Origin of the sequence: Bacillus cereus group sp. MYBK79-1 (assembly GCF_051915365.1) — a bacterium.
Taxonomy (GTDB): Bacteria; Bacillota; Bacilli; order Bacillales; family Bacillaceae_G; genus Bacillus_A.
Map to the genome: position 1 here is coordinate 750,252 of NZ_JBQAEO010000001.1, position 26,208 is coordinate 776,459.

A 26,208-nucleotide genomic window follows, 5' to 3' on the forward strand; every position below is an offset into this window, starting at 1 on the left:
ATTATCCACTTGGTACATATTTTGTTATATAATGAATTTATAGAATTTACAGAAAAAAGGAGTGTCTTTATGCTACAACAACTATTCACTTCACCTATTTTATCTGTTCAAGCTTTACACCCAGGTTATGAAGACCATGCAAGTGATGTTTTTCTCGTCCGAACAGAAGATGCAGAAGTCATCGTTCGTTCTTCTAAAATGAATGAAGAACCAAATAATGATTTTTGGTGGGGATGTAAAAACCTATTTGGAATTGATCCAAGGAACGTACATCATTTAGAAGCTGTACATACATTGCTGCAAGAACATACTAATCTTCCTATCCCAGCAATATTAGAAAAACATATTTTAAATGATCGTGAATTCGTTGTAGCCGAAAAATTAGTAGGTAACACAGTTCAATCTTTTATCGGGCAACCTGATTCTATTTTATTTAGTCTAGGAAAAGGGCTTGCAGAAATACATAAATATACAGCTGATTACATAGGAAATGTGTCAGGTTCCTTCCAAATTACACTAGATGAATTCCAATCACACATTTTGAATGTGAGTAAAGAGCTTGTGACTATGTTTTATTCCGATAATGAAAGCATACAAAGCGCATTTCCTACTTTTGAATCACAACTTTCTTCCTTACCAGCACCAAAGAAATCAACGCTCGTTTTAATTGATATGGACCCTACCCAGTTTTTATCAGATGGTTCAACTATTACGGGATTAGTAGATACAGAAGCCTACGCAGTTGCTCCAAGGGAGTTTGATTTTATCGGCTTAGAATATGTATTTACAGAGAAAGAAGCTCATGCTTTTAAACAAGGTTACGAAACCATTATGCCCATTCCTGACCTTGCAGAATGTAGACCCCCCTATCGATATTTGTACCGGCTATTATCTGTTCAGGGCAGCGTGGAGTTAAAAAAGTGGCTAAGTCATCCATCCTATTTTTAAATATGAATGAGAGGGATTATGAAATGAATATTGAACAAAAGAAATCTTTAACAGCAAACGAAATTCAGCAAATGAAAGATTTAGCTCATATTTGTGGGCAACACGATCAAATTGATTACTCGTCAGATTTACATATAAACTGTTTAACTGCTCGTAATAATGAAGATATTTATGACTTTCTACTTTATGATAATACTCAATTAATCGGTGCATTAAGTATGTATGACTTTGAAAGACCGACAAAACTGAAGTTAATAGGGTTTGTTCATCCGAACTATAGGAAACAACATATAGGCACTACTCTTTTACAAACCGCAATGAAAGAAATACGAATAAAAGAGGCAGATGAAGCACTTATTATTATGAATGGGGATTCTACTTCTGGGAAAGAATTTGCAAAGCATATGAAGTTCCCTTATTTATATAGTGAATATAGTATGGCGTTCAAAGCAAAAGAAGTGCAAAAAATAACAAAGAATACTATACAGCTCACTCTTGCATCTTCAGAATCACTTCTTGATCTTATTGAACTTTCCAGTAAAGCCTTTGGAGATTCAGTAGAAAATACCTCTATATGGTTACAAAAAATGATGAATTCACCTTCTCATCAAGTTTACAGTGCTCTTATCGACGAAAAAGTGATAGGAACGATTACAGTTTCTGAGCAAGAACAATCTACTACACTATCAGGCTTCGCCGTTCATCCTTCTTATCAAGGTAAAGGATACGGTAAAGATATTCTTAGTTATATGGTACATACCCTTATTACAGAGGGAGTTTCAATAATTGAATTAGACGTCGAAACGAAAAATAACCATGCTTTAAAACTATACACACAATGTGGTTTTGAAATAAAAACGAAGCATGACTATTATAATTTAATGAATCTTGAGGTGAATACACATGTCTAAAAAACTAATTTATCCTTTCCGGCAAGAAGACTCCATCTGATTTGTGTTACAGGTGAAACCCAACAATTCAGGTGGTGATGAATTGCTGTCAGCAGGTAGGCTGCACTCTTTTGTTTCGCTCTTAATAATCTTCCCAGGGCGAATGTTTGTTTCTTTTTGTCTTACGATATAATGTAGATAAGGAGGGAATAGACTGTAAGACAACGAAATAGGATAATGATTATCATTCAGCTACTTGAGCCAAAAAGAAATCACGATGAAGAGCATGTTCACATTTTGTTTCGTTTTGTTCCAAATAGTGATTTGCCAAAAGTAATGAATACGTTTAATGAACTTTCTAAGAAAGGTGGTGAAAACAATGGCTAGAAAGAAGGCAGTGAAAGTATTACGGAAACAAAAGAAAAGAGAAACTATGCAACGACTCACGCAGAAACAGCATATCGGACGAGCTTGCCTCACAGCTAAAGAATTTCGTTTACTGCAGCGCATGTCGCATAGTTCAAAAGCACTGCGAAATGTTGGGTTGTACACGATAAAACAAAGTTACTTGAACAATAACAGGATGGCTACTGTAAAAGAAGTGGACAATGCTATGCAAGCCGATATGAACTACTGGGGCGTTCAATCAAACTCTGTTCAAGCGATTCGTAGGGCCTTATTTACAGAAGTAAAGAGCTTTTTTAAAGCGTTGGAACAGTGGAAGAAACATCCTGAGAAGTTCACAGGTCGTCCGAAGTTTCCGAATTATTCTCGTTCCACTGACAAACGAATTATTGAAATCTATCAAGTCCCAAAAGTAGATGATAACGGGTATTGGATGATTCCGATGAATGTGGCATTCAGAAAAAAATTTGGTTCTATTAAAATACGTATGCCAAAAAACTTAAGAAATAAAAAAATCTCCTACATTGAGATTGTACCGAAGCAAAAAGGTCGGTTCTTTGAGGTGCATTATACATATGAGATGCACGTTTCTCAAATGAAGCAACAATCCACGACTACGAGTAACGCTTTGAGTTGCGATTTAGGTGTAGATAGATTAGTAAGTTGTGTAACAAATACAGGTGATACCTTCTTAATTGATGGAAAAAGATTGAAATCCATAAACCAATATTTCAACAAAATGATATGTAATCTCCAGCAGAAAAATATGGGAAACGGAATTTCAAAACGAGTTGTAACGAATAGAATGGCCGCACTTTGGCATAAACGAGAAAGACAAATAAATGGTTACATTTCACAAACTGTAGGCTTGTTGTTCAAAAAAGTGAAAGCATTTGGCATAGATACGATTGTCGTAGGGTATAACGTTGGTTGGAAACAAAAATCTGATATGGGGAAAAAGAATAATCAAAAGTTTGTTCAAATCCCATTTCATAAACTGGTTGTAGCGATTGAGAATAAATGTATAAAAGAAGGTATACGATTTTTCAAACAAGAAGAAAGCTATACTTCAAAAGCTAGTTTTCTAGACAAAGATCCGGTTCCAGTTTGGTCTAAAGATGAGAGGACACGTTATCGTTTTAGTGGCAAACGAATGACTCGTGGTCTGTACCAAAGTAAAGCAGGAACATGTATCCATGCAGATATTAATGGTGCATTGAATACATTGCAAAAATCAAAAGTTGTACAATTGGATGGCAATCTCAAAGTGAAAACACCGATTCTATTAGAAGTTCAAAAACGTAAGGCTGTTGCCTCGTGCATAGCTTAGTGGGTGCGTCAACCATCCATGTGTACTCGACTTGTCGGGGCTTGTAGCACACGCCGGATTCATCTGAGTGGTGGCTTCTTCCAGAAGGAAGAACTGCTCTTTTTCGAAAGGGTGGTGCAAGTGGGAAAACGATAGTTCGTTGCCAGTACCAACCAAAAACTTGCTTGGGGTGTTACCATATGGTGGCATGAATGCTAGAGCGTCAACTGTCTAGCGATAGACGAAAAGACCTAGCGTTCTAACTCAAGCCCCCACTGATAGGCTTTATCTCAGTGGGGATAGTTGACTCTGATTATGATATTTTCGCATCCATTGATTCTACATATGATAATGAAAATAAAAAAGCAGAAATGAACTTTATACTATTTCAGCATGACATAGATAATAATTGGACAAGAAGTGACTTTTCTTTTGAGGAAGCTTGTTATTCCAGTGAAGAAATAATTTCTTCACTGGAATCCGTAGGTTTTAAAAACATTCAACTACACGGTACAAATAGAACCTTTTTCATTTGTCAAAAATAAAAAAACTGAATCATAACGATTCAGTTTTTTATTAATATATTTACGACAGCAGCCGTTTCATTATTTTCTTTATACACTCGCGGGATTCTTCTGTCTAACATACATGTAACTTCATAGTTAATTGTACCTAACATATCCGCTACTTCTTCTACCGCAATTTCTTCTTCACCTTGTTTACCGTAGAATACTACTTCGTCACCTACTTCTACTGGCATTGCTTTTGAAACGTCTAACATGAGCTGATCCATACAAACACGGCCAATAACAGGTACTCGAACTCCATTTATTAATGCATGCCCTTTATTAGATAACTGACGATTATAGCCATCAGCATAACCAATTGGTACAGTTGCAATCCATTCTTCACCAGTCGTTACATACGTATTCCCATAACTTACACCGCGATTCTTCTTCGCATGTTTAATATGAGCAACTTTTGATTTTAACGACAACGCAGGCTGTAAAGAAACTACTGCATGATCTACTTCTTTTGAAGGATACATTCCATATATTCCAATACCTACACGGACCATATTTTGAAATGTATTGCTAAGTTCCATTGAACCTGCACTATTTGAACTATGAATATATGGAATATGAATTCCTAATTCTTTTGCTGCATTGACAGCTTTCTCAAATAAACTTGTTTGCATATTCGTATATGATTTATCAATTTCATCTGCCGTAGAGTAATGTGTAAACATTCCTACTACCTCTACATACTCCATACGGTTTAATTCTTCTAAAAATGGTTTAACCTCTTCTTCTTGTAAACCGATACGACTCATTCCAGTATCAATTTTCACCTGAATTTGCGCTTTCTTTTGAAGACGGTTTGCGATTTCATTTATACCTTGTAAGTCTTCACTTCTATAAACAGTCATCATAACGTCATATTGAATTGCCTCTTCCGCAGCTGCTACTGATGTATAGCCTAAAATTAAAATTGGCACGTTAATTCCAGCTTCTCTTAACTCTATCGCTTCATCTACAAATGCAACTGCAAGCTGATTTATTCCTGCTTCAATAGCCGCTTTCGCAACTTCAACTGCCCCGTGGCCATACCCATTTGCTTTTACAGCAGCCATCATTGCAATATTTTCATCATTCACTCGTTTTTTAAATTCTTTTACATTATGTTTTACTGCATTTAAGTCAACTTCAATAATTGTATCTCTTCCATATTTCAAACTCATTGGTCTAACTCCTAACTCAATAATTGCATTCCATTCTATTTCACGTTTCATATGACCTTTTACAATATAATACTTTTCAATATGCTAGTCAAACTACTAGAATTTTCAGAATTTTTAGCATGATATAATACCCTTAAGAAACTATTATAAACGGAGATGAGGAGAATTACAATGTTTGTTCAATCTGCCTTGCATCAACTACAAGTTGCTGTTGATACTTCTATTCAAATGCTTAACCAATATAATGAAACCGAATTAAAAATACAACCCATTCACGCAAAGCGATCTCTATTTGAAATGTGTGCCCATCTTTCTCTTATTTGCCATGCGGATTTACTCATATTAAATGGTATTACGGAAAAACAACTACACACTTTTTATAAAGAACAAATACCTGAAACAATTACGCAAATGCAACAAACGATGATACAGGGCTACAATTTACTTTCTAAAACTTTTTTATCCTATTCCAATGAACAATTAGCGGAAATTAAGACTGCTTATTGGGGTATTTCTTATTCACGCTTTGAATGGTTGCTTGAAATTGTTGCACACTTTTATCATCATCGTGGGCAAATTCATATTTTATTGTGTGAGCATACGAAAAATCCTCACATTCCTTTATTTGAGTGATTTTTCACTCATTCATTATCCAATACACGTTCATCATTTATAAATAGAGAAGCAATAAACCCAATAAAAAGTAACATTCCTAATAAGATAAACGTTTGAGTATAACTTCCTATTTTCATAAGATAAATAGAAATGAGGGGTCCTATACTAGTACCTAAAAATAAAATAAAAGTATAAATAGAAACTGCTATTCCCCTTGCTTTTCCTCCCAATTGGCCGACAAGAGCAACTAAAGACGGAACGGATATAGCAATACCTATTACAAAACAGACACTCATTATGACAAGTAGCGGCAAGTACGAAACAAAGCCCATTGCACTTAGACTAAAAATAGCGACCAGCAATCCACCTTGAAGAACTTTACTTACCTCAAAGCTCTTTGTTAAACGACCCGCAATTGGTGACAGCATCATACCAAATAGCCCCGCTAAGCGAAAATAAAGGATTTGTTCTGCAGTTAAATGATAAGTAGGAGAGCTCAAATAATTCCCTAAAACAGTATACATATTAACAAAAGCCATTAATAAAACAAACGCAATCATATAGCTCAATACTAAGCTTTTATGTGTAAAGACTTTACCCATCTGTTTAATCGGTCCCAAAATATCAGTATAAGATTGAGATGTCTCCCCTTTCGGAAGAGAATACTGAATCCATACAGCAGTAATCATATAGACAATACTTAAAAGAAAGAAGACCATATGCCATCCGAAATGTTGACTAACAACCGTACTTATTACCTGACCTACAATTCCAGCTACTAAAAAACCGGTACTAACAAATCCTATTGTTGTAACCTTTTTTTCTACTGGAAACATTTCTACAACGTAAGCTAACGCTACCGGAGAAAATGTAGCTGCTGCTATACCCTGTAAGCCCCTAAAAATAACAAGCCACAATATACTATCCACAAACCCTAAGGAAAACGAAATAATTGATAGAGCAAGTAATCCAATGAAGATCACTTTTTTTCGCCCATATTTATCAGAGATTGCTCCAAATAACAAGCAACCTATAGCAAAGCCAACAGAAAATATACTGCCTGTAGCTGCTGATTGCGCTAGTGAAACATTAAAAAGGTTTGAAAATAGTGCAATTAAAGGGATTGTTACATACAAGCTAGACATAACTACCATACCCGACCAACATAATACAACTGTCATTATTGTATAATTCTTTTCACTATTTACTTCCTTTCCTATTTCCAACATAATATCTCTCCCTTATTAAGATTTTTTTATCAATTTAAAACCTTTAAAGTACGCTTACTTATTTTAATTACATCGTAAACATTATGAATGACACCTAAAGTTAGTTAAACTTATAGTAAGGTAACCTAATTATATTCCTAAATAAATAAGTTGACCCTCATAATCAACTTATTTACCTACCTTCTCCTAATTTCGCCTGCATATTTACTTGCATTTTATTTAATAGATTCTCTAAAACTTGACGCTCTTCTTGATTAAAGTCGTTAACTAACGAAGCGCAAGATAACCAAAAAGTTGGTAAAGAGTGTGTAACTAGCTCTTTTCCTTTCGGAGTAATTTTCACTTTTAATCTTCTTCGATCTTCAGAATGATGGAATCTTACGATTAACTCTCGTTTCTCCATCCAATCTAATAGACCAGTGACAGAAGCACGTGTTATCCCTAATCGACTCGCAATATCCGAAGGACTCATATTCACTTCTTCCCCATTGGATTCCATTTCACGTAAAATAAACAACAGTAAAAAATCTAATTTACTTTCCGAAATACCAAGCGGAGCTAAATCTACGTCAACAGCATCAAGAACATTATCAGACGTCCATAACATTAACAAACCAAGTTTTGCTGCGATTGGATCCGTATCTGCTGATGCTGTCTTTTTTATTAACTCTGCATACGGCCCAATCCCTAAAGGAAGAGAATTATTTTTTGAACCCATTTATCTTCAATCTCCTTTCTCTTAAATTAATTAGCTTACCTAACTACTTTTTCATTATACTCACATTTTTACTTTTGTTGCAAGAATATTGTTAAACAAAAAATCCTGTCATGAAAACAGGATTTTTCAAACTGACTAGTTATTATCTTTAAATAATACGAAACTCCTTTAAGGCAAAAGAAATACCACCTTCACTCGCCTTCTTTGTAACGAAATCAGCTTTTGTTTTTAGTACTTCTCCGCCATTCCCCATCGCAATTCCTAATCCTACATATTGCAACATCTCAATATCGTTTCCACCATCACCAAAAGCAACCGCTTCTGATTTACAAATGTTTAAATGCTCCAATACTTTTTGAATTGCAGTTAGCTTCGATACTTTATTATCTTCCAATACATTTATGACATAACCATGAAAACGGTCAAATGTAAGCATTGGGTATTTTCCAATAAATTTTTGAGATTCTATTTCATCCGCATACAGACATAAACAATAGATCTCTTCAGATAAATCCTTGCTTTTTTCAGGGTACTCCCTTAAATTTAACGTCTCGCTAAGCGCTTGCATTACACGCTCATTATCTGAGGCTATTCCGTTCATTGTAAAACCCTCGGTAAAATAAGAAATACCGTGACCATGTAATTCAGCAAATCCCGAGATATCATGAACGATTTCACTTGAAAGTACTGATTTATGTAGAACCGTTTCCTCACACTTGATATGTGCACCATTTGCAGAAATAAACGTATTTATGCCTAGTTCCTTAAATTGCGAACATAAGCTATATGGTCTCCCTGTTGTAACAACTACGTGAATTCCTTTATCTATTAATCTTTGTATCGCTTCTTTTGTACTTTCGTGCATACTTCTATCAATCTCACTTAAAAGCGTACCGTCAACATCAAAAAACACTACTTTGTACACGGGTCTTTACATCCCGTCCAAATGATTCGTATCATTAATAAAATGCACCGTTTTTTGTTCGCCATCAATTTCAATTAAGCTTATTCCCGTATCTCCCATTTTAAAATAATAGTCCATTGAAATGGGCATTTTGAAAAAAGCACGTAATAGACTATTTATTACACCACCGTGTGCAACGATTGCTATCCGGTCATATGTATTTTCTGTTACAATTTTAGAAAAAACCCCCTCTATTCTCATTCTAAATTCAATAAATGATTCCCCGTTTTCAAAACGATCATGAAGAAACTTTGGCTCTGGATATTTCTTTGCTTCTTCAAAAGATAAGCCTGCTTGCACTCCATTATTGAACTCCATTAATTCCTCTTCTAATTGAATTGGGCATCCAATTCCTTCAGCTAACGTTTCACCAGTTTCACGAGCACGTTTTAATGTACTTGCCCAAATAAAATCTGGTGGAAAATCTGCTTTCACTTTCTGTACAAGCCTTTGCACTTGTCTTCTTCCTTTTTCTGTTAATTCAAAGTCTGCTCGTCCTTCATGTACCTGTAAAATGTCCGCTTCGGATTCACCGTGACGTATTAATAATATTTGCACTTGTTTCCCACTCCTTCGTTTAATATCCACAAAATTCCATTATATCACATTTAAAATTTTCTTTAACAAAAATATATTACTTTGACAGTTTTTTAACCCATCTAGTAAACGTGTTACTCCACTTAATAATTCCAAGCACTCTAAACTTATTATTCTTTCAAAAGTGACAAACAAAAAGTCCTATTCATAATGGCAAAAAACTAATATTTTTTATCCTACTCAAAAATAAAAAGAGAAATGGCATCCCATTTCTCTTTTTCACTCTTATTGTTCTTTTGGTGTATCTGAAGAAGGCAATTTCTTCGCTTGTTTTTCTTTAAAGATTTCTCCAATTGCCCCGAGAGTACCAAGTGTTTCAATTGCATTAGACGGAATAAAGACTTTATTTGCTGGCCCTTTCGCAACTTCAATCAATGATTCAAATGATTTATAAGCAAGTACGCGCTCATCTAAATCTGCTGCACGAAGCAATTCAATTCGATTTTGTTCTGCTTTTGCAATTTTCTCAATCGCTCTTGCTTCCCCTTGCGCTTCTAATTCTTTTGCTTCTTTTATACCTTCAGCTTCTCGAATACGTGCTTCTTTATCCCCTTCAGCCATTAATATTTTACTTTGCTTTTCCCCTTCAGCACGAAGGACTTTATCTTGTTTTGCAGCTTCAGCTTCTAAAATGATCGCACGTTTATTACGTTCTGCTTTCATTTGCTTTTCCATTGATGCTTGCACATCTTTTGGCGGATTAATATCGACAACTTCTACACGCTCAATACGAACGCCCCATTTTTCTGTTGCTTCATCAAGCGCTAAGCGAATTTCTGTTGAAATTTTTTCACGACCTGATAACGTTTCATCCAGTTCCATTTTACCGATAATTTGGCGCATCGTTGCAGAAGTAATGTTACGAACACCATATTCATAGTTCGAAATACCATATGTCGCAAGTTCTGGTTCCACAATTTGATAGAAAATAATTGTATCAATTTCTACTTGTACATTATCTTTCGTAATTACCTTCTGCGGTGGTACATTGGTTTGTTGAATACGTAAGTCATGATATACACGAACACGATCTACAATTGGTATTAATAAATTTAATCCTGGCTGCATAATTCGTTGAAACTTACCAAATCTTTCAACGACTCCAACTTTTTGCTGTGGAATAATTTTAATTGTTAATGCGATAAATGTAACAACAATTAGCGCGAAAATAACTGTTAATGTCAATGCTACTGCCATATTTATTCACTCTCCTTTTTCACTTGTAATATAGTACTATTCCTCTTTATAACAATAACTTTTTCTCCAGCATCAATTGGATCATCCGCAATAGCTGTCCAAGTATCTCCATCCACCTTCACAATACCATTCGCTTCATTTGTAATCGCTTGCATAACGGTCCCTTTTTTACCAACTAGCATATCTACTGTATCAGTAAAACCTTTTGCTTCTCGAAAGTTTTTTGAAATTCTTTTCGTAAAGAAAGTCAATGTTAAACTTACAATCGCACCAGCAATAACTTGTAACAGTAGTGCTTCAGGAGCAAACAAAGCAATTAGACCTCCGACAACAGCTCCAATTCCAAGCCAAAGCATGTAAAACGTAATCGACAACATTTCCGCAATAAATAAAATACCAGCTATTATAAACCAAATTACCCATGCAGCCATATGCAACCCTCACTTTCTTTCTCATTTTCTATATGTATATGAAGAAAAGAATGGTTTATCCGCCCTTTCTTATACATGGGCGCTTACTACAAGCTATTGTACATATTCACTGTTATGATGAGTATTATTAAAATACTATATTAATATATTCTTCATTATACATGAAAATCCCTTTCAAAAAGTGACAAAAAATTAAATTCTTCCGAAAATTTAATTTTCAAATTATAATTATTTTAACTAGTGAAATATTTTTTAAGAAAGTGGTGTGTTTATTTGCACAATCGTTCATTAACTTACTATTTAGGATCAAAAATATGCATTACTCTCGCTGACATCGTATACATCATGATTATTACAACTCATATGTATATCACAACTAAATCAGCTACATTAACTGCTCTGTTTCCATTACTCCAGGTCATAACTACTCTTTTAGCAAATACATCTGCACCACTTATAATGAATCGTTTTCCATCTTATTCATTACTTTTTACACTACAATGGACAAAAACTGCTCTATTATTTTTATTAATGATATTATTACCAGCCGTGTCCACAAACATTGTAGCACTATTCATTTTCATTTTTTTCATTTCATTATGTAGCGGCTGGAGCGCACCATTATTATACAGTATCCTACCTCGCCTTACACGAAAAGAAAAATTAGTAAAAGTAAATAGTATTTTTTCCTTTTCCACACAAATCGCGCAAGCCGCTGCTTATTCATTTACAAGTGTTATTGTTCTTCTAATCGGTGCCACTTCTACACTTATGATGAATAACATATTGATGATTTTTGGGTGTGTTACACTACACGTTTCATTACGTTCCATACATAATGAACGAGTAATAGAGCCTTCTTCTTCAAAAGGTGCTGCTTTATTGGAAGGTTGGAAACTCTTATTTCGGAATCCTTCTCTCCGTACCGTTACATGTATGGACTTAATTGAAACTTTCGCAGGGACGATATGGATTGGCGCTATTACGATGGCTTATGTAACGACTGTCCTTCATAAAGGAGAAGAATGGTGGGGATATATTAATACAAGTTATTATGTCGGGACATTAATTGGCGGGATATTAGCGTGGAAAATGAGTACATACATTCAAAACAATTTAATACGCTCCATGGCGATAGGCTCTCTTATGTTTAGTATTCTTACATTTTTATATGGTATGACAAGTAGCGGGTTTATTGCGCTTTTTCTATGCGTTCTAATGGGTCCATGTTATCAAATTAGAGATATTTCTCACACGACAGTGCTACAATCAAGTGTCGCTCCTACTTTATTATCAAAAATGTATACAGCTCATGGCGCACTCCTCTCTACAGCTTCTGGTCTTTCTATGCTTAGCGTTGGAATTATTACCGATTTGTTTGGTGTTCGTACGATTTATATCATCGCTGCTTTTCTTATTTTATGTTCTGCTTGTTTATCTTTTAGCCTATTAAAATATCATAAGACAGATCAGAAAGATATTTTAATGTAATCAATAAAGCAAAAGGACAGGAACTCCTGTCCTTTTTGTATATTCTATTTATGACAAACCCGGAATTTTTCTATGTTTTGTCGCTTGTTCAAAAGCGTATGCTAGTTTAATTAAGGTCCCCTCAGAAAAAGCAGTGCTTGCAAGAGTAATTCCAAACGGTCTTCCGTTATCCATATATCCCGCTGGTATCGCTATAGATGGATAACCTGCTTTCGCACATATAGTGGAGCCGATATAGGAAGGGAACAGAATCGCATCAAGATTATATTTTTCCAGTGCAAAGTCAATACCTTGTTCTTGCGAAAAATATATATCTTCTAATCTTGCATTTATATATTCAGGATTTCTTAACGTATTGGGAAAATCTATTCTTCCTTCTAACTTAGTTTGCCCATATTTCAACGCTCTTTCTGCTATGTTCTCGTTAAACTCCATTAACTCCGAAATAGAATGCACTGGAATAGTAGAAGGTAATTTAGAAAGATAGTTATCTAAACTATGCTTTAGTTCATAAAGCGGTACTCCCCAGCTCCATTCTCTATGAAAAGACGGAATATCAATATTTTCTACTACTGTCGCTCCCTCACTACGCAATACTTCAATTGTTTCCTTAAACAATTTTTCATCATACTCACCAGATTCATAATAATCTTTTGGCGCATTGCTATATACACCAACCTTTGCTCCATGTAAGCCATTAACATCAAGATATTTTGTATAATCATGTTCTGCTATACCTTCACTTTTATGAGTAGCTACATCCCTCTCATCTAACCCAGTTAAACTCCCTAGCAAAATAGTAGCATCTGTTACTGTTCTAGCAAATGGACCCGCTGTATCTTGCGAATACGTGAACGGAATAATGCCTCTACGACTAATTAAACCAACAGTCGGTTTAATACCGACGACAGAGTTTTGAACAGCTGGGCTTAAAATAGAAGCATCCGTTTCTGTTCCAATAGATACTACTGTAAAGTTAGCGGCAACTGCTATCGCAGATCCAGTACTTGAGCCACCAACAAACATATCATCCTCACCTGTACCGTAAGGGTTTATTGTTTGTCCACCTCTTGCACTATATCCAGCCCACATGTCAAAAGACATTGCATTTGCTAATTCTGTCATATTTGTCTTTCCTATTATCACTGCTCCTGCTTCTCTCAGTTTCGTAACGAGAAATGCATCCTCACTACTAATATTTTGTTCCAAGGCAATCGTACCTGCACTTGTATGCATAGAGTCATTCGTTTCAATATTGTCCTTAAGTAACACAGGTATACCATGTAATGGACCTCTTATTCCTTTTGTCTTTCTTTCATAATCTAACGCTTCTGCAATAAAGATAGCATCTGGATTGATTTCTAAAATAGAATTAATTTTTGGTCCATCTTGATCATATTTTGCGATTCTATTGAGGTAATACATAACTAATTCTTTTGAAGTTAATTGCCCAGCTTCCATCGCTACTTGTATATCATAAATTGTTAATTCTTTTTGTAATTGTGTATTAAACTGAATCTCCATCGTCATTCTCCTTCTATAAATCCTTTTATTGCTAACATGTTTCTATTACTTTTTCATATTCTCCGCTCCTCACATATACAACTACAGTCCCTTTAAAAGAATTCAACTTACAAATATTAAAACCATTTATTTCCTGAAAAATAAAAAAAGTCCGAAACGAATAAGTTTCCGCTTCAGACTCTTTTACTACTTTACACATACCTCATCTAACAAATGTAAAAACTCACCTTGTTTCCCGGCTAATTCAGGGCATTTTGTAATATCAATCCATTCGTAGCAAAATACTAATCCTTGATCTTCCTCACCAGCACTTACAATATGTTCCCAATCATCTTTTACATCTGTTAGTAACGTTACGTGGAAAAAATGGCGCTTTTGATATTCCTTTTTCTCTTTCACAAGTATGATGTAATCGGCTAGGAATCTTTCTATGCATAAATGACGTAATCCAGACTCTTCTTGTACTTCACGTAAAATTGCTGCTTCTAACGCTTCTCCTTCGTCAACTGTTCCTCCTGGTACTTGTATACCAGCTTCAGGTTTATCACGATGTTTAAAAACAAGCAGTTGCATTACTCCTTCTTTTTCTCTTGTCACATATGCGTGTACTTTTTTCTTATATAACCCCGTCATAATCCTTCTCTCCCCTCAATTGTTCACTGCGTTACTTCTTCTAGCGTCAGTTGATTTTCATATAAATATGTAGCTTGTGGGTTCCCCACATACCTTACGTGCCATGGTTCATATCGATAGCCCGTAAGCGATTCTTTCTCTTTTGTATATCGAATTACAAACCCAAATTTATGGGCATTTTGAGAAAGCCACTGCCCTTCTTTCGTTTCACCAAAAACTGTCTCTAACTGAAACTTAGCAGCTTGAGATGTAATATCCATAGCAAGCCCTGTTTGATGTTCACTCGTACCAGGAACCGCACTCGACATTGCTGTTTTTGCTTCTCCATCTTGCTTTTTATACATCGTATTTAATGCTTTTTGTCGATCGAAAGATCTAAATCCCGATACTGCAAATAAGAAAATACGCTCCTTATCAGCTTGCTGAAACATTTCCTCTAGCGCCCCTGCTGCTTCTTTCCTCATTTTTTTCTTTTCTTGATCACCTTCACTTGAGTAGCGCACTTTCGGAATAACTAAATCTGGCGGTCTGTATCCATCTGGTAAACGTCTACTTTTATTCACAAGCACAAGCATCGAATTCGGATTACTAATTACCGCAATATCACCATCCATATTCGCAATCGTTTCTTTCGCTTTCGGAAATATGTTATTTACATTTACCTCGCGAGCCTGCTTATCCTTATACATTTTATAATTGATTCCTGCTACTCCAACAATGAGCATCGCAGCTACGATACCAAGTAGTGTCCATCTTTTTTTCATATAACGACCTCTTATTTTAATAATTTGGCCATTTCATACTCATCGATGTTCTCTCCACCGATAATAAGAGCAGCTCTTTTGACACCTTCTTTCTCAAATCCAACTTTTTTATATAGTGCCTGAGCTCTTGTATTGTGGGCCATTACCGTTAATTCTAAACGCCATACATCATGTAATTTTGCCCACTTCTCAACCTCTTTAAACAATCTGGTCCCAATACCTCGCCCGCTATATTCTTGCAAAATACCAATTACAATACCTGCTACATGTCTCTTTCTTTGAATATGATTTCCATTCACTAAAATAAACCCTACTATTCTCTCTTCTTCAACTGCTACGAATATTGCTGCATATTCATTTTCTATAAAGCGATGAATCATTTGTTCTTGTTGCTCGGCTGTAAATTTTCTTTCTCCTGGTTCGTATAACATAAACTTCGTTTCTTCATCTAGTTGCTTGCTTAATTGCAAAAATGGTGCTGCATCTTCTATTTTGATCTCCCTAATCACTTCAATCACCCTACCAGTTTCATAATAAAAAGTTTTCCTTGTAAAAAGATTTTCTCTACTTTCCCGAAAATCCCTTTGTAAATCTCTCAGTATAATTTGACAAATTTCGATATCACTATAATAACGACAAATTATGTCTATTCTGTGACGTCTCTTCTTTACAAAAAAAAGCGCAAGCTTAACACTCACGTTTTTTCAGACTCTCCCACTCATTTATGTTTCACTTTATCCATTCACCTTTTCCGCCTGCCAGAAATATTCACCAAACGCTTTAGCAAGTACATCAATCGATCGATTTAGTTCTTCCTCTGTATTATCTACGCCACCAACTTCTATTAATATCGCTTGTCCTGATAAGTCTTGATTGTAGACACCATTTCCTGTTTGGAATCCTTTTTGAATGACACCACGACTCACTCCTGGATATTTCTTATTAATTTCCTCATGAAGAGCTGTTGCTAATTGTAAGTTCTTTTCATAATTTTTATTGCCTTTCCCTATTACGAAAGCAAGCTTCGCATATGATTTATCTCCAATTGCTTTTGTCGTGACATTTTTCCGAGCACTATCACGATGTAAGTCAAAGAAGTATTGCAGCTCTTTATTACCAGTCATTACTTCTTGTACAATTTCCCGTGACACTTTGTAAGAACTATTACTATTTAACCCTTTACTAATCAACTTTTGACCGACATCAGTCTTGTCGTTAGTAGCTCCAATCCCTTCACTTGCTAATTGTTCACGAAATCGGTCGCCGACTATTGAAATATTCGTGACGGAGCTTGTCGCTTTATTCGGATTTGGATCATTTGCTAAATTCAGTAACGGCAAATAAGATTCCCAGCTATGCGAATGATAAATAAACGCAACTTGTCGTTTCCCTGTCGTTTGAGCCGGTTGCTTTTTCTCTTTGTTCGTATCCGGCTTTGGAGCCTGTCCACCTTCACCAGTCCGTTCTTTTACTACTTCTTCAAGTGGCACGCTCGATTCTATCGGTAAGTTAGAATAATTTGTCCCTTCACCCGCAATAACAATTTCTGTATCGTACTTTCCAAAACCAGGTAGCTCTTTACCGACAAAACTACGTACATCGTTAAAACGAATATTCGTAGCCATAGAAAAGAGAAACGAGGAAATTGAAAAGTTTTGATTTAAATTTCGATACTCCTGTGTAAAATAATGATTCTCTTTCCCAAGAACGTACATGTAACCATTCATCGATAGCTCATTTAACCAATTATATAAATACGTTGACTTTGTCTCTTTCATAGAGGTTACCATCATACTAATAAGAAAAAAAGTCGCTAGTACTGTAGCAATAATAAATAAAACTAACTTACGTACACTTGTGAACTTCAAATAAAAAAAGCCTCGATTCATACTATCACCCTCTCTATTTCAAGTTATGTACAAGCTCTAGAGAATAGACCGTCTAAATTCCGGCTATATTGTTAATGAGGTGAAATGAATTGAAGCTACTAATAGGAACATTACCCATTGTACTATCATTTATTTTTTATTGGCTTACTAAGCATCCTACAATCCGTGTTGCGTTACATATTTCAGCATACTTAGCACTTTATGTACTCGGTACAATTATTTCTATTCATATATATGATGTTTTAATGCAAGATTTAGTTTTCATGACAAGCATTCATGGAATTTTACTAAATCCGTTTTTTCTTATATCAGGAGCGTATATAGGGATATACACTTTATACCTACTATTGTCTTACATTATTACAAATATAAAAAATGGAGCGTTATGAAATGCGACCACTGTTCATCTGTCATATATGCAAAAAAAGAATTGTACGAAAGAAAGATCTTATTACTGCCGCACGATACTTCCGCATGTATTTATTTCACAGTGATTGCTTTAAGCGGCAGCATGTGTTCATCCCAAGATTTATCCCAATGAATACACTATTTAATTTCTTTCTAATTATATATGGACTTATTTTTGGCAGCATTCTTATGATTACAGAACCATCTATTATTTGGGTTATTTTTTTATTTCCCATTCTATATCGGTTTCTTTCCTATTATTATGTTGAGCGTTTTTTCTCTGCATAACGTGCAGACTGATTTCTAGGAATGCTTAAACATTCCCAATCATTTTCTTTTAACATTTTCCCAATGTAAATAATTTGTCCAATATGCAAAGCGTAATGAGAAACTTGTCTTTCAATTGCTTGCATGACAGTATGTGCTTCACCGCGAATATATACCGTCTGTAATAAATGTTCCGGCGTTAGCACATTCATCGTTTTAAAAACATATTCCCATCCCTCATTCCATGCTTCAAGAACCTCTTCCTTAGAATGATAGCCGCCTTCAAACTCAGCATCTCGGTTACGATCTACTTTTTCACCATCAGATGTTAAAAAATCAGTCCATCTAGAACGCATATTACCGTGCAGATGCTTAATTATGATTGCTATACTATTAGTTGCTTCATGAGAAAACCATTCAATCTGTTCATATGATAATTGCGAAAGTACCCTCTCTCCTTGCTTTTTTGTTGCTTTAAAATTCGAAATGGCACATTGTAAATATTCTCGTCCAATATCCATGTTCCCCCGCCTTTACACTAGCTAATTTTCGTTCCATTTGGTAATTCCATATTCGGCTGCAGTAATACAACATCACCAGCTTCAGGTACTCCCCCTAAAATAAGCACTTCTGATTTAAATCCAGCCACACGCTTTGTTGGAAAGTTTACAATCGCAACGATTTGCTGACCGATTAAATCTTCCGGATTATATCTTTTCGTAATTTGAGCACTTGACTGCTTAATTCCAAGCTCTCCAAAATCAATTTCTAGTTTAATCGCTGGAACTCTCGCTTCTTTAAATTCCTCTGCATGTGTTACAGTTCCAATTCGTAAATCCAAAGTTAAAAAATCTTCAAAATTAGCCATTTTATCATCCCTCCCAATTATTACTTAGACAAAACCTAAAAATCACCTTTAAAAAAAGAAAGGCGCCTAAGCACCTTTCTTTTGCAATTCACTTGATTCATTTGATTTATAGAAGAAGAAACCGAGAATCCCGCCAATACATGATGGGATTAACCATCCTATACCTTCTTTATATAAAGGTAACATTTGTAGTACGTTAGAAATCGCGTCAATTTTAATATTCGCACTTTCTAAACCGTTAAAGAAACTAATTAACAATGCACCTAAAATAGCTCCAATATAAATGGTATTACGCTTTCCAATCCATTTGTGGAAGTAAGAAAGTACGATTAATACGATTGCAACTGGATAAATGATCATTAACACTGGTAAAGTAACTGCGATTAATTGTGTTAAACCTAGGTTAGATACAATTAAACTAAACACACATACCATTGTTACAATCGCTTTATGCGAAAGTTTAGGGAATAAGTTTGTAAAGAAGCCAGCACAAGCTGATGTTAATCCGACAGAAGTTGTTAAACAAGCAAGTATAATAACAAGTCCTAATAAAATTTTACCACTTGTTCCATATAACTCATTTACAACATTCGTTAAAATAAGTCCACCATTCTCTGATACACCAAGTGATGTACTTGTTGAACCAAGATAAGCAAGTGATAAATAGATTAACGTTAAACCAAGTACGGCAATAATACCTGATACTACTGTTATTTTTGCAACTTCACTACTCTCTTTTATCCCTTTAGAACGGATAACTTGTACAACAACAATTCCAAAGACGAGAGCACTAATTGCATCCATCGTTAAATATCCTTGAATAAATCCACCAAAGAAAGCATTTTCTTTATATGCCGCTAGCGGTGCAGCTGGTTCTCCAATTGGATCAATAATTGCCTTTCCGACAATTACAGCAACAATCAATACTAACAATGGTGTAAGAAATTTCCCGAACCAATCCACTAATTTAGATGGATTTAATGATAAATACCAAGTTATTCCGAAGAAAATTATAGTGAAAAGAAATAGCATGTACCACTCAGAAACCATTGCCTCTGATAAAAATGGCTTCACACCCATTTCAAATGAAACGGCTCCCGTACGCGGAATCGCGAAAAATGGTCCAATTGCTAAATAACTAATCAATGGAAAAATAAACGCAAATATAGGGTGAACTCTAGAAGATAGCGCTTTCAAGTCCCCCTCTACAAACGCAACAGCTGTTACAGCTAATAGGGGTAATCCGACTCCCGTTACTAGGAATCCAATTGTAGCAATCCAAACATTCTCTCCAGCTTGTTGCCCTAAAACTGGTGGAAAAATTAAATTTCCTGCTCCTAAAAATAGTGCAAATAACATTAAACCGATTGCTACCGTATCACCTGGCCTTAAACGTCCCTTCATACTTTTCATTTGCATAGCACTTTTTCATTGTTTATCTTTATTTTCACAATATGCTATGCATCCTCCTCTCTGCTCAAGCTGATAAAATATGCCCCTTACAAAGCAGTGTCTTTCTCCATAATTTCTCCATTCCCCTTATTCTTACTCTAATTATTAATTTTTGATTTTTTTGAATATTTAACTCATTAGAGTGGTATTGCGTGGAGTATAGTTGTCAGACCTCTTTGTTTTTATCACACATATAGTAACATATTTAGTTGAAAAATAAAAACATATTTTCAAATTGATTTTTTTGAAAATCAAAATTATCTACTTTTTTTATTCTTTTACACAAATTTTGTTACAATCTCAACTTTTACCCTATTATTATTTTCAAATAATTTTATACACGTAACATAACAAAAGCCATCCAACATAATTAGATGGCTTTTGCATGTTACTCTATCGTTTCAACTTCACGTGGATTTTTCATCTCTTCCACATATACAACTCTAAATCCGTGATCTTCTAAATCTTTCAATAACGTCTCTAATTCTTCGTCGTTAAACTCTTCCCCTAATGTAAACATAATTCTCCGAACTAATAAGGCATCATTATCAAAAGTCATTAAACTTTGGATACCTGTATATTTTTTTAATACAGTCGATAATTTTTGAATGGCCCCGTTATAATCCTGTGTCCCAATCATGACAGAATATTTACTAGAATGAACGCCCCAAGCATCTTCTAATAACTCGAAAACTTTTTTATGCGTTAAAATTCCAAGAAAGATTCCTTTTTCATCAACTACTGATAAATAAGGTAATTTTTTTATTGTAAAAAATACTTTAAAGAACGAAGAATCTTCTCTGACATAACCTTCTTTATCGTTTAATAATGGTACTACACTCTCTTCCAGCGAACCTTTATATTCTAAAATATCTACTTTGTATACATTCCCTAAGTATTTCTCTTTTTTTTCATCTAAAACTGGTACACAACGATAGCCAGTTTTATTTAAATGCTCCAGTGCTTCCCTTATTGTTATTGAACTTGAGCAAGATAAGACTTCCCTTTTCGGCACATAATTCCCTTTAATCCTCATAAATAGCCTCCTTATGTTAAAATACTTTCTGTGCCATAACTATATTATATTTTCAGAAAAAAATAAATAATTTATTTTACTTTTCTGAAAATTATTCATTTTCTTGTCATAATTTATTCACGTTTCATTCACTTATATCCAATATTCTCTCTAAACTTCTTTAAGAAAAATATATTGTAACTTACACTGAAAAAAGCTAAAATAAGAATAAGAATTTTCTGAATATTCTAAGAGTAGGTGATTACATGTCTTTATTGCGCTCACATATATGTAAATTTATCGTTGGTGTCCTCATTATATTTATCATCAGTCCTATTCCGGCATTATTCATTACACATAAATACTCATACATAACTGGATTTATAAGTATTTTTCATAACTTCGCACAACTGTCTTCTGTGACAGTTCCAAAGGTTGATTGGATGTACGAATCTATATTTTTCTCAGCAAATCAGATAGTTCATACTTCGAATCATGCAACACCGTTATTCCCTTACATATGGGAAATATATTTTTTATCGATCGTTCGTTTTACCTTTACTCTTGCGATCGGATTCTTCATCAGTTTAGGAATCGGTCATTTATTTTGTAAAGCACCTTATTCGTTTAAAAAGTTCACTTCCTTATTAAAATGGATTCCTTACTCTTTTTGTACTGTATTATTACAATGCTCAGTCTTATTACTACTCCTATACATCGCAAACTTTATAAAACTTCCTTACTACTCATCTTTTATCATCGTTTGTAGTACTTCCATGATTATCGTTATACAAGCAATTAAAAAATGGATTCCGTTCTTAAGTAACACAAATGAATATGAAATAAAACAATCTTCTTTCCTTGTAGATACATTGTTTTTGGCGCTTACTTCGAATCATAAATCTATTTTAGGTTCCATTATTCTTTCATTCGTTTTTATGGAATGCGTTTTTCATGCAAGCGGACTATTGCAATTTATCATTCAATTCGGCGGAAATGCACCTGTTATTGTTACAATTAGCTTATTACTTTTGTATATCCCGTATTGCATACTCTCTTTCCTTCAAACACTATGGACGACAAATCACGTTAAACAACAATCATACGCTTTAACGAGAAGTATTCCAAAACCTTAATTTGAAATAACCCTCTATAATCTGAAAGTAGGGGGTTATTCCTTTTGTATCGCGGACAAAATAACAGCACATTCAAAAACTATTGCAGAAACATACCAATATTTACCCTTTTTCTTTGACTATTCTTTTCGTTTGGATTTATTATAAAAGTATAACATAATCGCAGGAGGTGACATCTTTATTCCAAACTACGGAATAGAGAACACACTTGGACATATTAAATATTTTTCTCATCTTTGTACTCATCCTTATTTCCGGCTTTTTCGTTGCATCAGAATTCGCTGTTGTAAAAGTACGAAAAAGTCGAATTGACCAACTTGCAAATGAAGGCAATAAACAAGCTTTAGCTGCAAGAAGTGTCCTATCTAATTTAGATGTTTATTTATCAGCTTGTCAGCTCGGGATCACGATTACTTCTTTAGGGCTTGGTTGGCTTGGTGAACCTACTGTGGAACATTTACTACGACCGCTCTTTGAAAAGATTAATATTACTGGAACAATGGCGAATACTTTGTCCTTTATTATTGCTTTTAGTTTTATTACATTTTTCCATGTTGTATTAGGTGAATTAGTTCCAAAGTCTTTCGCCATTCAAAAAGCAGAAGCAATCACACTTAAGTTTGCACGACCACTTATTTTATTTGATAAAATTATGTATCCATTCATTTGGCTACTTAATAGTACGGCAATCTTTTTCACAAAACTACTCGGCTTAGAGCCTGCAAAAGAAAATGAACTTGCCCATTCTGAAGAGGAATTACGACTCATTTTAGGTGAAAGTTTCAAAAGTGGAGAAATAAATCAAACCGAATATAAATATGTAAATAATATTTTTGAATTTGATGACCGCGTTGCAAAAGAAATCATGGTCCCTCGTACTGAAATGATTTGCTTATCTACTGAAAATACGTTAGAAGAAAACATGGATATCGTCGCAACCGAAAAATATACACGTTATCCTATCATTGAAAAAGATAAAGATGACATTATCGGGATGATCAATACGAAAGAAGTATTTCATGATCAAACGAAAGGCATTCATAAGCCACTTGAATCTTACATACATCCAGTACTAACTGTATTTGAAACTGTTCCAATTCGTAAAACGTTAGTTCATCTACAAAAAAATCGCGTTCAGATGGCAATCGTTATGGATGAATATGGTGGTACTGCTGGACTTTTAACAATGGAAGATATTCTTGAAGAAATCATTGGGGAAATTCAAGATGAATTTGATGCGGATGAATCACCTATGATTGAAAAACGTACGCCGAAGCTTACTGTTTTAGATGGTAAGGTGCTCATTTCTGAAGTGAATGATATGTTTGGCCTACATATTGATGATAGCGATTTAGATACAATTGGAGGCTGGCTCCTCTCCCAAGCAGTGGACTTAAATATTGAGGCTGGTTATTCCATTGAATTTGCCGGTTTTCAGTTTAAAGCACTAGAACTTGATGGACATCAAGTGAAAAAAATTGCGGTACATAAATTAGACCCGAAGAAGGAGTTATAAAGTGACAGTATTATTAACAATCTGTATCATTGCCTGTTTCATTGTTTCATTTCTCGCTTTTATTTACCCTATCATTCCAGGCATCCTCGCTGTCTGGGCTGGATATTTCATTTACCATTTTGGTATAAATAGCGGAGAACTAACAATTTCTTTTTGGATTATTCAAGCAATTTTCACACTATTCATTTTCGTTGCTGATTTTATTGCAAATGGATATTTCCTAAAAAAATACGGCAGTTCAAAATGGGGCGAACGTGTCGGTATGGTTTCGATCATTGTCGGATCATTCTTCTTCCCGCCATTCGGTTTAATTATAATACCGTTTTTATCGGTTTTTATAACTGAGCTAATGCATAAAAAAGCGCCAAAAGACGCCTTTCTAGTAGGAGTTGCTACTGTAGTTGGTTTTTTAAGCAGTACAGTAGCGAAAGCCATTCTCCAAATCATTATGATTCTCATATTTGTATGTTATATCATCTTTTAACCATCCCAATTTCGGGATGGTTTTTTAATAGGAAATACCTACTCGACTATTCTCATATTTGTTTTCACTACACAGATTCCACGCAAATTGCGCTGTATCACCAACTGTTATTTTCGCTCCCCCTTCTGGTAATACATCTTTTTCAGTTCGATACACTCCTGTCACATCACCGTCTATTAAATGCGTCGGACAAACGACCGTCCAACATACATTACTACTACTAAGTATCTTATATGCAGCTAAATGATCTTCTGCTGCTGTTGTCGTTTTTCTTTTTGATTCAGTTGATTGAAAACGATATAAATTTAGATTTGTTCTTGCTTGTAAAATACCAGCTGTTCCTATTGTAATGATCTTATGAACCCCTACTTCTTCCATTTGCTTTATAATTTGTGGCATACTCTTCTCTAATGTCCCATTTTGATCCGTTCCAAGTGCACTAATTACTATATCACTTCCTTCTATCACTTTCTTTATATCATTTTCATTCAATACATTACCTTCTATAACTTGTAACCTTTCATGATGTATTTCCATTCTATTTACATCACGTGCTAATGCAGTCACTTCAGCTGAATCCTTTAATGCTAATTTTATTATGTTTGAACCTACTCGCCCGGTTGCTCCCAATATACATACTTTCATCTGTTTTCCCCCTCTTTCATTCTTTCTCTATTTTTCAATAATCTCAATTAATTTACAACAAAAAAGCTTCCTCATATGTAAGAGGAAGCTCTATTATTATTTTACCCCGCTTTAACGGGCAGTAAGACCCCACCTCAAAATTCAGTAAAAACAAAGAAGTTAGATGGGGATCAACTGCCCATAAAAGCCCGATTGGTGGGGGCTGATAATCAGTGGGGGATGCCCCCCACTGATTAAAGTTTCACTTTATTTCTTTTCTTTAGAATCTGTAGATTTCTCAGTTCCACTTGTTTCTTTATCTTTTTTGTCCTCTTGTTGTGTTGTTGTATCGTCTTCTTTCTTCTCGTCCTCACCTTTACTACAACCTACCATCAATAAAGAACTTGCAAGTGCCATAGCAGTTAATGATTTAACCCATTTGTTCATTTGCGTTTCCTCCTTTTGATAGAATATGTACAATCCCATATTACTCTCTATTTTTAAAGGAAAGATTGAAAAATAGTAAATAAACGGTAAATATTTGTAAATTTTCTGATAATATATGTACATTTAGTCATTTCTTCTCCATGAAAAATAAGAAACTAAGGCGCCTGTCTTTCCGCCTTAGTTTCTTATGCAAACTTCTCATTTTCATATACATGTTGAATCTTATACTCTTTCTTCACAACATATTGCCATACACTATAGGCATAACGGTTCATTTTCAGGAAGCAATTTTCTAAAAACGAGCGGAATTCTGGATTTGCAACTTCAACTGCCACTTGAGCAAACTTTAGTGCTAATTGTTTTAAATACGCAATATAAGAAGTTGCAATATAAATATCCCCTGTATATTTACTATCAGTTTCCTTTTCCATTTCCTGAAAATGAAATGAAATTGGTTCACAAGTTATATGCTGTACATTCTCTCCTTCTTGAAAATTCACTTGTTCATTATATGCTTGCAACATATATGGTAAATGATGCTGTAATAGCTCCTTTAATTCTTCGTCTCTTACCTTTCCTGTATACTCCCCAACCTTATATATAAGCATATAACTATACCTCATTAATTCTTTCATACAATCCATGA

30 protein-coding genes and 1 pseudogene are annotated in these 26,208 nt (G+C 34.7%); 12 read left to right on the forward strand and 19 right to left on the reverse strand.

What is annotated here, in order from left to right; genetic code table 11:
• Positions 1–69 precede the first annotated feature (69 nt).
• From ACTFOB_RS03855 to ACTFOB_RS03875, 5 genes and pseudogenes are all read left to right on the forward strand, one after another.
• Complete coding sequence (locus tag ACTFOB_RS03855) at positions 70–948, forward strand: nitrate reductase (RefSeq protein WP_440024602.1); 879 nt, start codon at positions 70–72, stop codon at positions 946–948.
• 23 nt (positions 949–971) lie between these two features.
• Positions 972–1,859, forward strand: a complete 888-nt coding sequence (locus tag ACTFOB_RS03860) for a GNAT family N-acetyltransferase (protein WP_440024603.1) — start codon at positions 972–974, stop codon at positions 1,857–1,859.
• Between the two features lie 216 nt (positions 1,860–2,075).
• Positions 2,076–2,225: a hypothetical protein gene (locus tag ACTFOB_RS03865; RefSeq protein ID WP_440024604.1), complete on the forward strand. Its 150-nt coding sequence runs from the start codon at positions 2,076–2,078 to the stop codon at positions 2,223–2,225.
• Positions 2,218–3,573 (forward strand): RNA-guided endonuclease TnpB family protein, encoded by a 1,356-nt coding sequence (locus ACTFOB_RS03870; RefSeq protein WP_440024606.1) that lies wholly within the window; start codon positions 2,218–2,220, stop codon positions 3,571–3,573. The genes ACTFOB_RS03865 and ACTFOB_RS03870 overlap by 8 nt, the downstream gene beginning before the upstream one ends.
• Positions 3,574–3,881: 308 nt before the next feature.
• A pseudogene (locus ACTFOB_RS03875) lies at positions 3,882–4,097 on the forward strand (class I SAM-dependent methyltransferase); the annotation flags it as partial.
• 20 nt (positions 4,098–4,117) lie between these two features.
• Here the strand turns inward: ACTFOB_RS03875 and alr are convergent.
• Complete coding sequence (gene alr / locus ACTFOB_RS03880; protein ID WP_440024803.1) at positions 4,118–5,293, reverse strand: alanine racemase; 1,176 nt, start codon at positions 5,291–5,293, stop codon at positions 4,118–4,120.
• 171 nt (positions 5,294–5,464) lie between these two features.
• On the opposite strand from alr, the gene ACTFOB_RS03885 reads away from it, so the two are divergent.
• Complete coding sequence (locus ACTFOB_RS03885) at positions 5,465–5,926, forward strand: DinB family protein (protein ID WP_440024607.1); 462 nt, start codon at positions 5,465–5,467, stop codon at positions 5,924–5,926.
• An 8-nt stretch (positions 5,927–5,934) separates the two neighbouring features.
• Here the strand turns inward: ACTFOB_RS03885 and ACTFOB_RS03890 are convergent, their stop codons facing one another.
• The 6 genes from ACTFOB_RS03890 to ACTFOB_RS03915 form a co-directional block, all read right to left on the reverse strand.
• Complete coding sequence (locus ACTFOB_RS03890; RefSeq protein ID WP_440024608.1) at positions 5,935–7,137, reverse strand: MFS transporter; 1,203 nt, start codon at positions 7,135–7,137, stop codon at positions 5,935–5,937.
• A gap of 172 nt (positions 7,138–7,309) precedes the next feature.
• Entirely contained in the window at positions 7,310–7,855 is a 546-nt protein-coding gene (locus tag ACTFOB_RS03895) for a MarR family winged helix-turn-helix transcriptional regulator (protein ID WP_440024610.1), read from the reverse strand.
• 148 nt (positions 7,856–8,003) lie between these two features.
• Entirely contained in the window at positions 8,004–8,780 is a 777-nt protein-coding gene (locus ACTFOB_RS03900; RefSeq protein WP_440024611.1) for a Cof-type HAD-IIB family hydrolase, read from the reverse strand.
• Positions 8,781–8,786: 6 nt separating this feature from the next.
• On the reverse strand, positions 8,787–9,377 hold the full coding sequence (locus tag ACTFOB_RS03905) for a histidine phosphatase family protein (protein ID WP_440024613.1): 591 nt from the start codon (positions 9,375–9,377) through the stop codon (positions 8,787–8,789).
• A 264-nt stretch (positions 9,378–9,641) separates the two neighbouring features.
• Positions 9,642–10,613: an SPFH domain-containing protein gene (locus ACTFOB_RS03910; RefSeq protein WP_440024615.1), complete on the reverse strand. Its 972-nt coding sequence runs from the start codon at positions 10,611–10,613 to the stop codon at positions 9,642–9,644.
• Between the two features lie 2 nt (positions 10,614–10,615).
• Entirely contained in the window at positions 10,616–11,044 is a 429-nt protein-coding gene (locus tag ACTFOB_RS03915) for an NfeD family protein (RefSeq protein ID WP_440024616.1), read from the reverse strand.
• Positions 11,045–11,317: 273 nt separating this feature from the next.
• Here ACTFOB_RS03915 and ACTFOB_RS03920 point away from each other — a divergent pair, with 273 nt between their 5' ends.
• Complete coding sequence (locus ACTFOB_RS03920) at positions 11,318–12,535, forward strand: MFS transporter (RefSeq protein ID WP_440024618.1); 1,218 nt, start codon at positions 11,318–11,320, stop codon at positions 12,533–12,535.
• Positions 12,536–12,583: 48 nt separating this feature from the next.
• Here ACTFOB_RS03920 and ACTFOB_RS03925 read toward each other — a convergent pair whose 3' ends face one another.
• The 5 genes from ACTFOB_RS03925 to spoIIP form a co-directional block, all read right to left on the reverse strand.
• Positions 12,584–14,059 carry an amidase family protein gene (locus ACTFOB_RS03925; RefSeq protein WP_440024619.1) on the reverse strand — a complete coding sequence of 492 codons (1,476 nt, stop codon included), beginning with the start codon at positions 14,057–14,059 and terminating at the stop codon, positions 12,584–12,586.
• 186 nt (positions 14,060–14,245) lie between these two features.
• Positions 14,246–14,692 (reverse strand): NUDIX hydrolase, encoded by a 447-nt coding sequence (locus ACTFOB_RS03930; RefSeq protein WP_440024621.1) that lies wholly within the window; start codon positions 14,690–14,692, stop codon positions 14,246–14,248.
• A 23-nt stretch (positions 14,693–14,715) separates the two neighbouring features.
• Positions 14,716–15,456 (reverse strand): M15 family metallopeptidase, encoded by a 741-nt coding sequence (locus tag ACTFOB_RS03935; protein WP_440024622.1) that lies wholly within the window; start codon positions 15,454–15,456, stop codon positions 14,716–14,718.
• Positions 15,457–15,467: 11 nt separating this feature from the next.
• A complete protein-coding gene (locus tag ACTFOB_RS03940; RefSeq protein ID WP_440024623.1) occupies positions 15,468–15,965 on the reverse strand; it encodes an N-acetyltransferase family protein in 498 nt (165 codons plus the stop codon).
• A 225-nt stretch (positions 15,966–16,190) separates the two neighbouring features.
• Positions 16,191–17,345: a stage II sporulation protein SpoIIP gene (gene spoIIP, locus ACTFOB_RS03945; protein ID WP_440024624.1), complete on the reverse strand. Its 1,155-nt coding sequence runs from the start codon at positions 17,343–17,345 to the stop codon at positions 16,191–16,193.
• Positions 17,346–17,434: 89 nt separating this feature from the next.
• Between spoIIP and ACTFOB_RS03950 the strand changes: the two genes are divergently transcribed.
• Entirely contained in the window at positions 17,435–17,734 is a 300-nt protein-coding gene (locus tag ACTFOB_RS03950; RefSeq protein WP_440024625.1) for a hypothetical protein, read from the forward strand.
• Position 17,735: 1 nt separating this feature from the next.
• Positions 17,736–18,041 carry a permease gene (locus ACTFOB_RS03955; protein WP_440024626.1) on the forward strand — a complete coding sequence of 102 codons (306 nt, stop codon included), beginning with the start codon at positions 17,736–17,738 and terminating at the stop codon, positions 18,039–18,041.
• On the opposite strand, the gene ACTFOB_RS03960 is transcribed toward ACTFOB_RS03955, so the two are convergent.
• The 4 genes from ACTFOB_RS03960 to cbpA form a co-directional block, all read right to left on the reverse strand.
• Positions 18,014–18,541, reverse strand: coding sequence for a DUF1572 domain-containing protein (locus ACTFOB_RS03960; protein WP_440024627.1), 528 nt, complete (start codon positions 18,539–18,541; stop codon positions 18,014–18,016). The two genes, ACTFOB_RS03955 and ACTFOB_RS03960, sit on opposite strands and share 28 nt — an antisense overlap.
• Positions 18,542–18,558: 17 nt before the next feature.
• On the reverse strand, positions 18,559–18,888 hold the full coding sequence (gene csaA, locus ACTFOB_RS03965; protein WP_440024628.1) for a chaperone CsaA: 330 nt from the start codon (positions 18,886–18,888) through the stop codon (positions 18,559–18,561).
• A gap of 66 nt (positions 18,889–18,954) precedes the next feature.
• The gene (gene brnQ4 / locus ACTFOB_RS03970) at positions 18,955–20,292 is read right to left on the reverse strand and encodes a branched-chain amino acid transport system II carrier protein BrnQ4 (protein WP_440024629.1); all 1,338 of its coding nucleotides are present in this window, start codon (positions 20,290–20,292) and stop codon (positions 18,955–18,957) included.
• 436 nt (positions 20,293–20,728) lie between these two features.
• Positions 20,729–21,376 carry a cyclic di-AMP binding protein CbpA gene (gene cbpA / locus ACTFOB_RS03975; protein ID WP_440024630.1) on the reverse strand — a complete coding sequence of 216 codons (648 nt, stop codon included), beginning with the start codon at positions 21,374–21,376 and terminating at the stop codon, positions 20,729–20,731.
• Between the two features lie 245 nt (positions 21,377–21,621).
• Between cbpA and ACTFOB_RS03980 the strand changes: the two genes are divergently transcribed.
• From ACTFOB_RS03980 to ACTFOB_RS03990, 3 genes are all read left to right on the forward strand, one after another.
• On the forward strand, positions 21,622–22,491 hold the full coding sequence (locus ACTFOB_RS03980) for a hypothetical protein (RefSeq protein ID WP_440024631.1): 870 nt from the start codon (positions 21,622–21,624) through the stop codon (positions 22,489–22,491).
• 208 nt (positions 22,492–22,699) lie between these two features.
• A complete protein-coding gene (locus ACTFOB_RS03985) occupies positions 22,700–24,007 on the forward strand; it encodes a hemolysin family protein (protein ID WP_440024632.1) in 1,308 nt (435 codons plus the stop codon).
• Between the two features lies 1 nt (position 24,008).
• Positions 24,009–24,491 carry a DUF456 domain-containing protein gene (locus ACTFOB_RS03990; RefSeq protein ID WP_440024633.1) on the forward strand — a complete coding sequence of 161 codons (483 nt, stop codon included), beginning with the start codon at positions 24,009–24,011 and terminating at the stop codon, positions 24,489–24,491.
• A 24-nt stretch (positions 24,492–24,515) separates the two neighbouring features.
• Here ACTFOB_RS03990 and ACTFOB_RS03995 read toward each other — a convergent pair whose 3' ends face one another.
• The 3 genes from ACTFOB_RS03995 to ACTFOB_RS04005 all read right to left on the reverse strand — a co-directional run bounded on the left by ACTFOB_RS03995 (position 24,516) and on the right by ACTFOB_RS04005 (position 26,206).
• Entirely contained in the window at positions 24,516–25,136 is a 621-nt protein-coding gene (locus ACTFOB_RS03995) for an NAD(P)-dependent oxidoreductase (RefSeq protein ID WP_440024635.1), read from the reverse strand.
• Positions 25,137–25,382: 246 nt separating this feature from the next.
• Positions 25,383–25,562 (reverse strand): hypothetical protein, encoded by a 180-nt coding sequence (locus ACTFOB_RS04000; protein ID WP_141531641.1) that lies wholly within the window; start codon positions 25,560–25,562, stop codon positions 25,383–25,385.
• A 185-nt stretch (positions 25,563–25,747) separates the two neighbouring features.
• Complete coding sequence (locus ACTFOB_RS04005; protein WP_440024637.1) at positions 25,748–26,206, reverse strand: spore coat protein; 459 nt, start codon at positions 26,204–26,206, stop codon at positions 25,748–25,750.
• Between the last annotated feature and the right edge of the window lie 2 nt (positions 26,207–26,208).

What these genes read in the sequence shown, in the direction of transcription:
- ACTFOB_RS03960 (WP_440024627.1), bottom strand. Translation starts at nt 18,541, where the DNA reads ATGGATATTGGACGAGAATATTTACAATGTGCCATTTCGAATTTTAAA.
- spoIIP (WP_440024624.1), bottom strand. Translation starts at nt 17,345, where the DNA reads ATGAATCGAGGCTTTTTTTATTTGAAGTTCACAAGTGTACGTAAGTTA.
- ACTFOB_RS03865 (WP_440024604.1), top strand. Translation starts at nt 2,076, where the DNA reads ATGATTATCATTCAGCTACTTGAGCCAAAAAGAAATCACGATGAAGAG.
- cbpA (WP_440024630.1), bottom strand. Translation starts at nt 21,376, where the DNA reads ATGAGGATTAAAGGGAATTATGTGCCGAAAAGGGAAGTCTTATCTTGC.
- ACTFOB_RS03885 (WP_440024607.1), top strand. Translation starts at nt 5,465, where the DNA reads ATGTTTGTTCAATCTGCCTTGCATCAACTACAAGTTGCTGTTGATACT.
- ACTFOB_RS04005 (WP_440024637.1), bottom strand. Translation starts at nt 26,206, where the DNA reads ATGGATTGTATGAAAGAATTAATGAGGTATAGTTATATGCTTATATAT.
- alr (WP_440024803.1), bottom strand. Translation starts at nt 5,293, where the DNA reads ATGAGTTTGAAATATGGAAGAGATACAATTATTGAAGTTGACTTAAAT.
- csaA (WP_440024628.1), bottom strand. Translation starts at nt 18,888, where the DNA reads ATGGCTAATTTTGAAGATTTTTTAACTTTGGATTTACGAATTGGAACT.
- ACTFOB_RS03925 (WP_440024619.1), bottom strand. Translation starts at nt 14,059, where the DNA reads ATGGAGATTCAGTTTAATACACAATTACAAAAAGAATTAACAATTTAT.
- ACTFOB_RS03930 (WP_440024621.1), bottom strand. Translation starts at nt 14,692, where the DNA reads ATGACGGGGTTATATAAGAAAAAAGTACACGCATATGTGACAAGAGAA.
- ACTFOB_RS03980 (WP_440024631.1), top strand. Translation starts at nt 21,622, where the DNA reads ATGTCTTTATTGCGCTCACATATATGTAAATTTATCGTTGGTGTCCTC.
- ACTFOB_RS03895 (WP_440024610.1), bottom strand. Translation starts at nt 7,855, where the DNA reads ATGGGTTCAAAAAATAATTCTCTTCCTTTAGGGATTGGGCCGTATGCA.
- ACTFOB_RS03935 (WP_440024622.1), bottom strand. Translation starts at nt 15,456, where the DNA reads ATGAAAAAAAGATGGACACTACTTGGTATCGTAGCTGCGATGCTCATT.
- ACTFOB_RS03915 (WP_440024616.1), bottom strand. Translation starts at nt 11,044, where the DNA reads ATGGCTGCATGGGTAATTTGGTTTATAATAGCTGGTATTTTATTTATT.
- ACTFOB_RS03860 (WP_440024603.1), top strand. Translation starts at nt 972, where the DNA reads ATGAATATTGAACAAAAGAAATCTTTAACAGCAAACGAAATTCAGCAA.
- ACTFOB_RS03955 (WP_440024626.1), top strand. Translation starts at nt 17,736, where the DNA reads ATGCGACCACTGTTCATCTGTCATATATGCAAAAAAAGAATTGTACGA.
- ACTFOB_RS03910 (WP_440024615.1), bottom strand. Translation starts at nt 10,613, where the DNA reads ATGGCAGTAGCATTGACATTAACAGTTATTTTCGCGCTAATTGTTGTT.
- ACTFOB_RS03995 (WP_440024635.1), bottom strand. Translation starts at nt 25,136, where the DNA reads ATGAAAGTATGTATATTGGGAGCAACCGGGCGAGTAGGTTCAAACATA.
- brnQ4 (WP_440024629.1), bottom strand. Translation starts at nt 20,292, where the DNA reads ATGAAGGGACGTTTAAGGCCAGGTGATACGGTAGCAATCGGTTTAATG.
- ACTFOB_RS03870 (WP_440024606.1), top strand. Translation starts at nt 2,218, where the DNA reads ATGGCTAGAAAGAAGGCAGTGAAAGTATTACGGAAACAAAAGAAAAGA.
- ACTFOB_RS03890 (WP_440024608.1), bottom strand. Translation starts at nt 7,137, where the DNA reads ATGTTGGAAATAGGAAAGGAAGTAAATAGTGAAAAGAATTATACAATA.
- ACTFOB_RS03855 (WP_440024602.1), top strand. Translation starts at nt 70, where the DNA reads ATGCTACAACAACTATTCACTTCACCTATTTTATCTGTTCAAGCTTTA.
- ACTFOB_RS04000 (WP_141531641.1), bottom strand. Translation starts at nt 25,562, where the DNA reads ATGAACAAATGGGTTAAATCATTAACTGCTATGGCACTTGCAAGTTCT.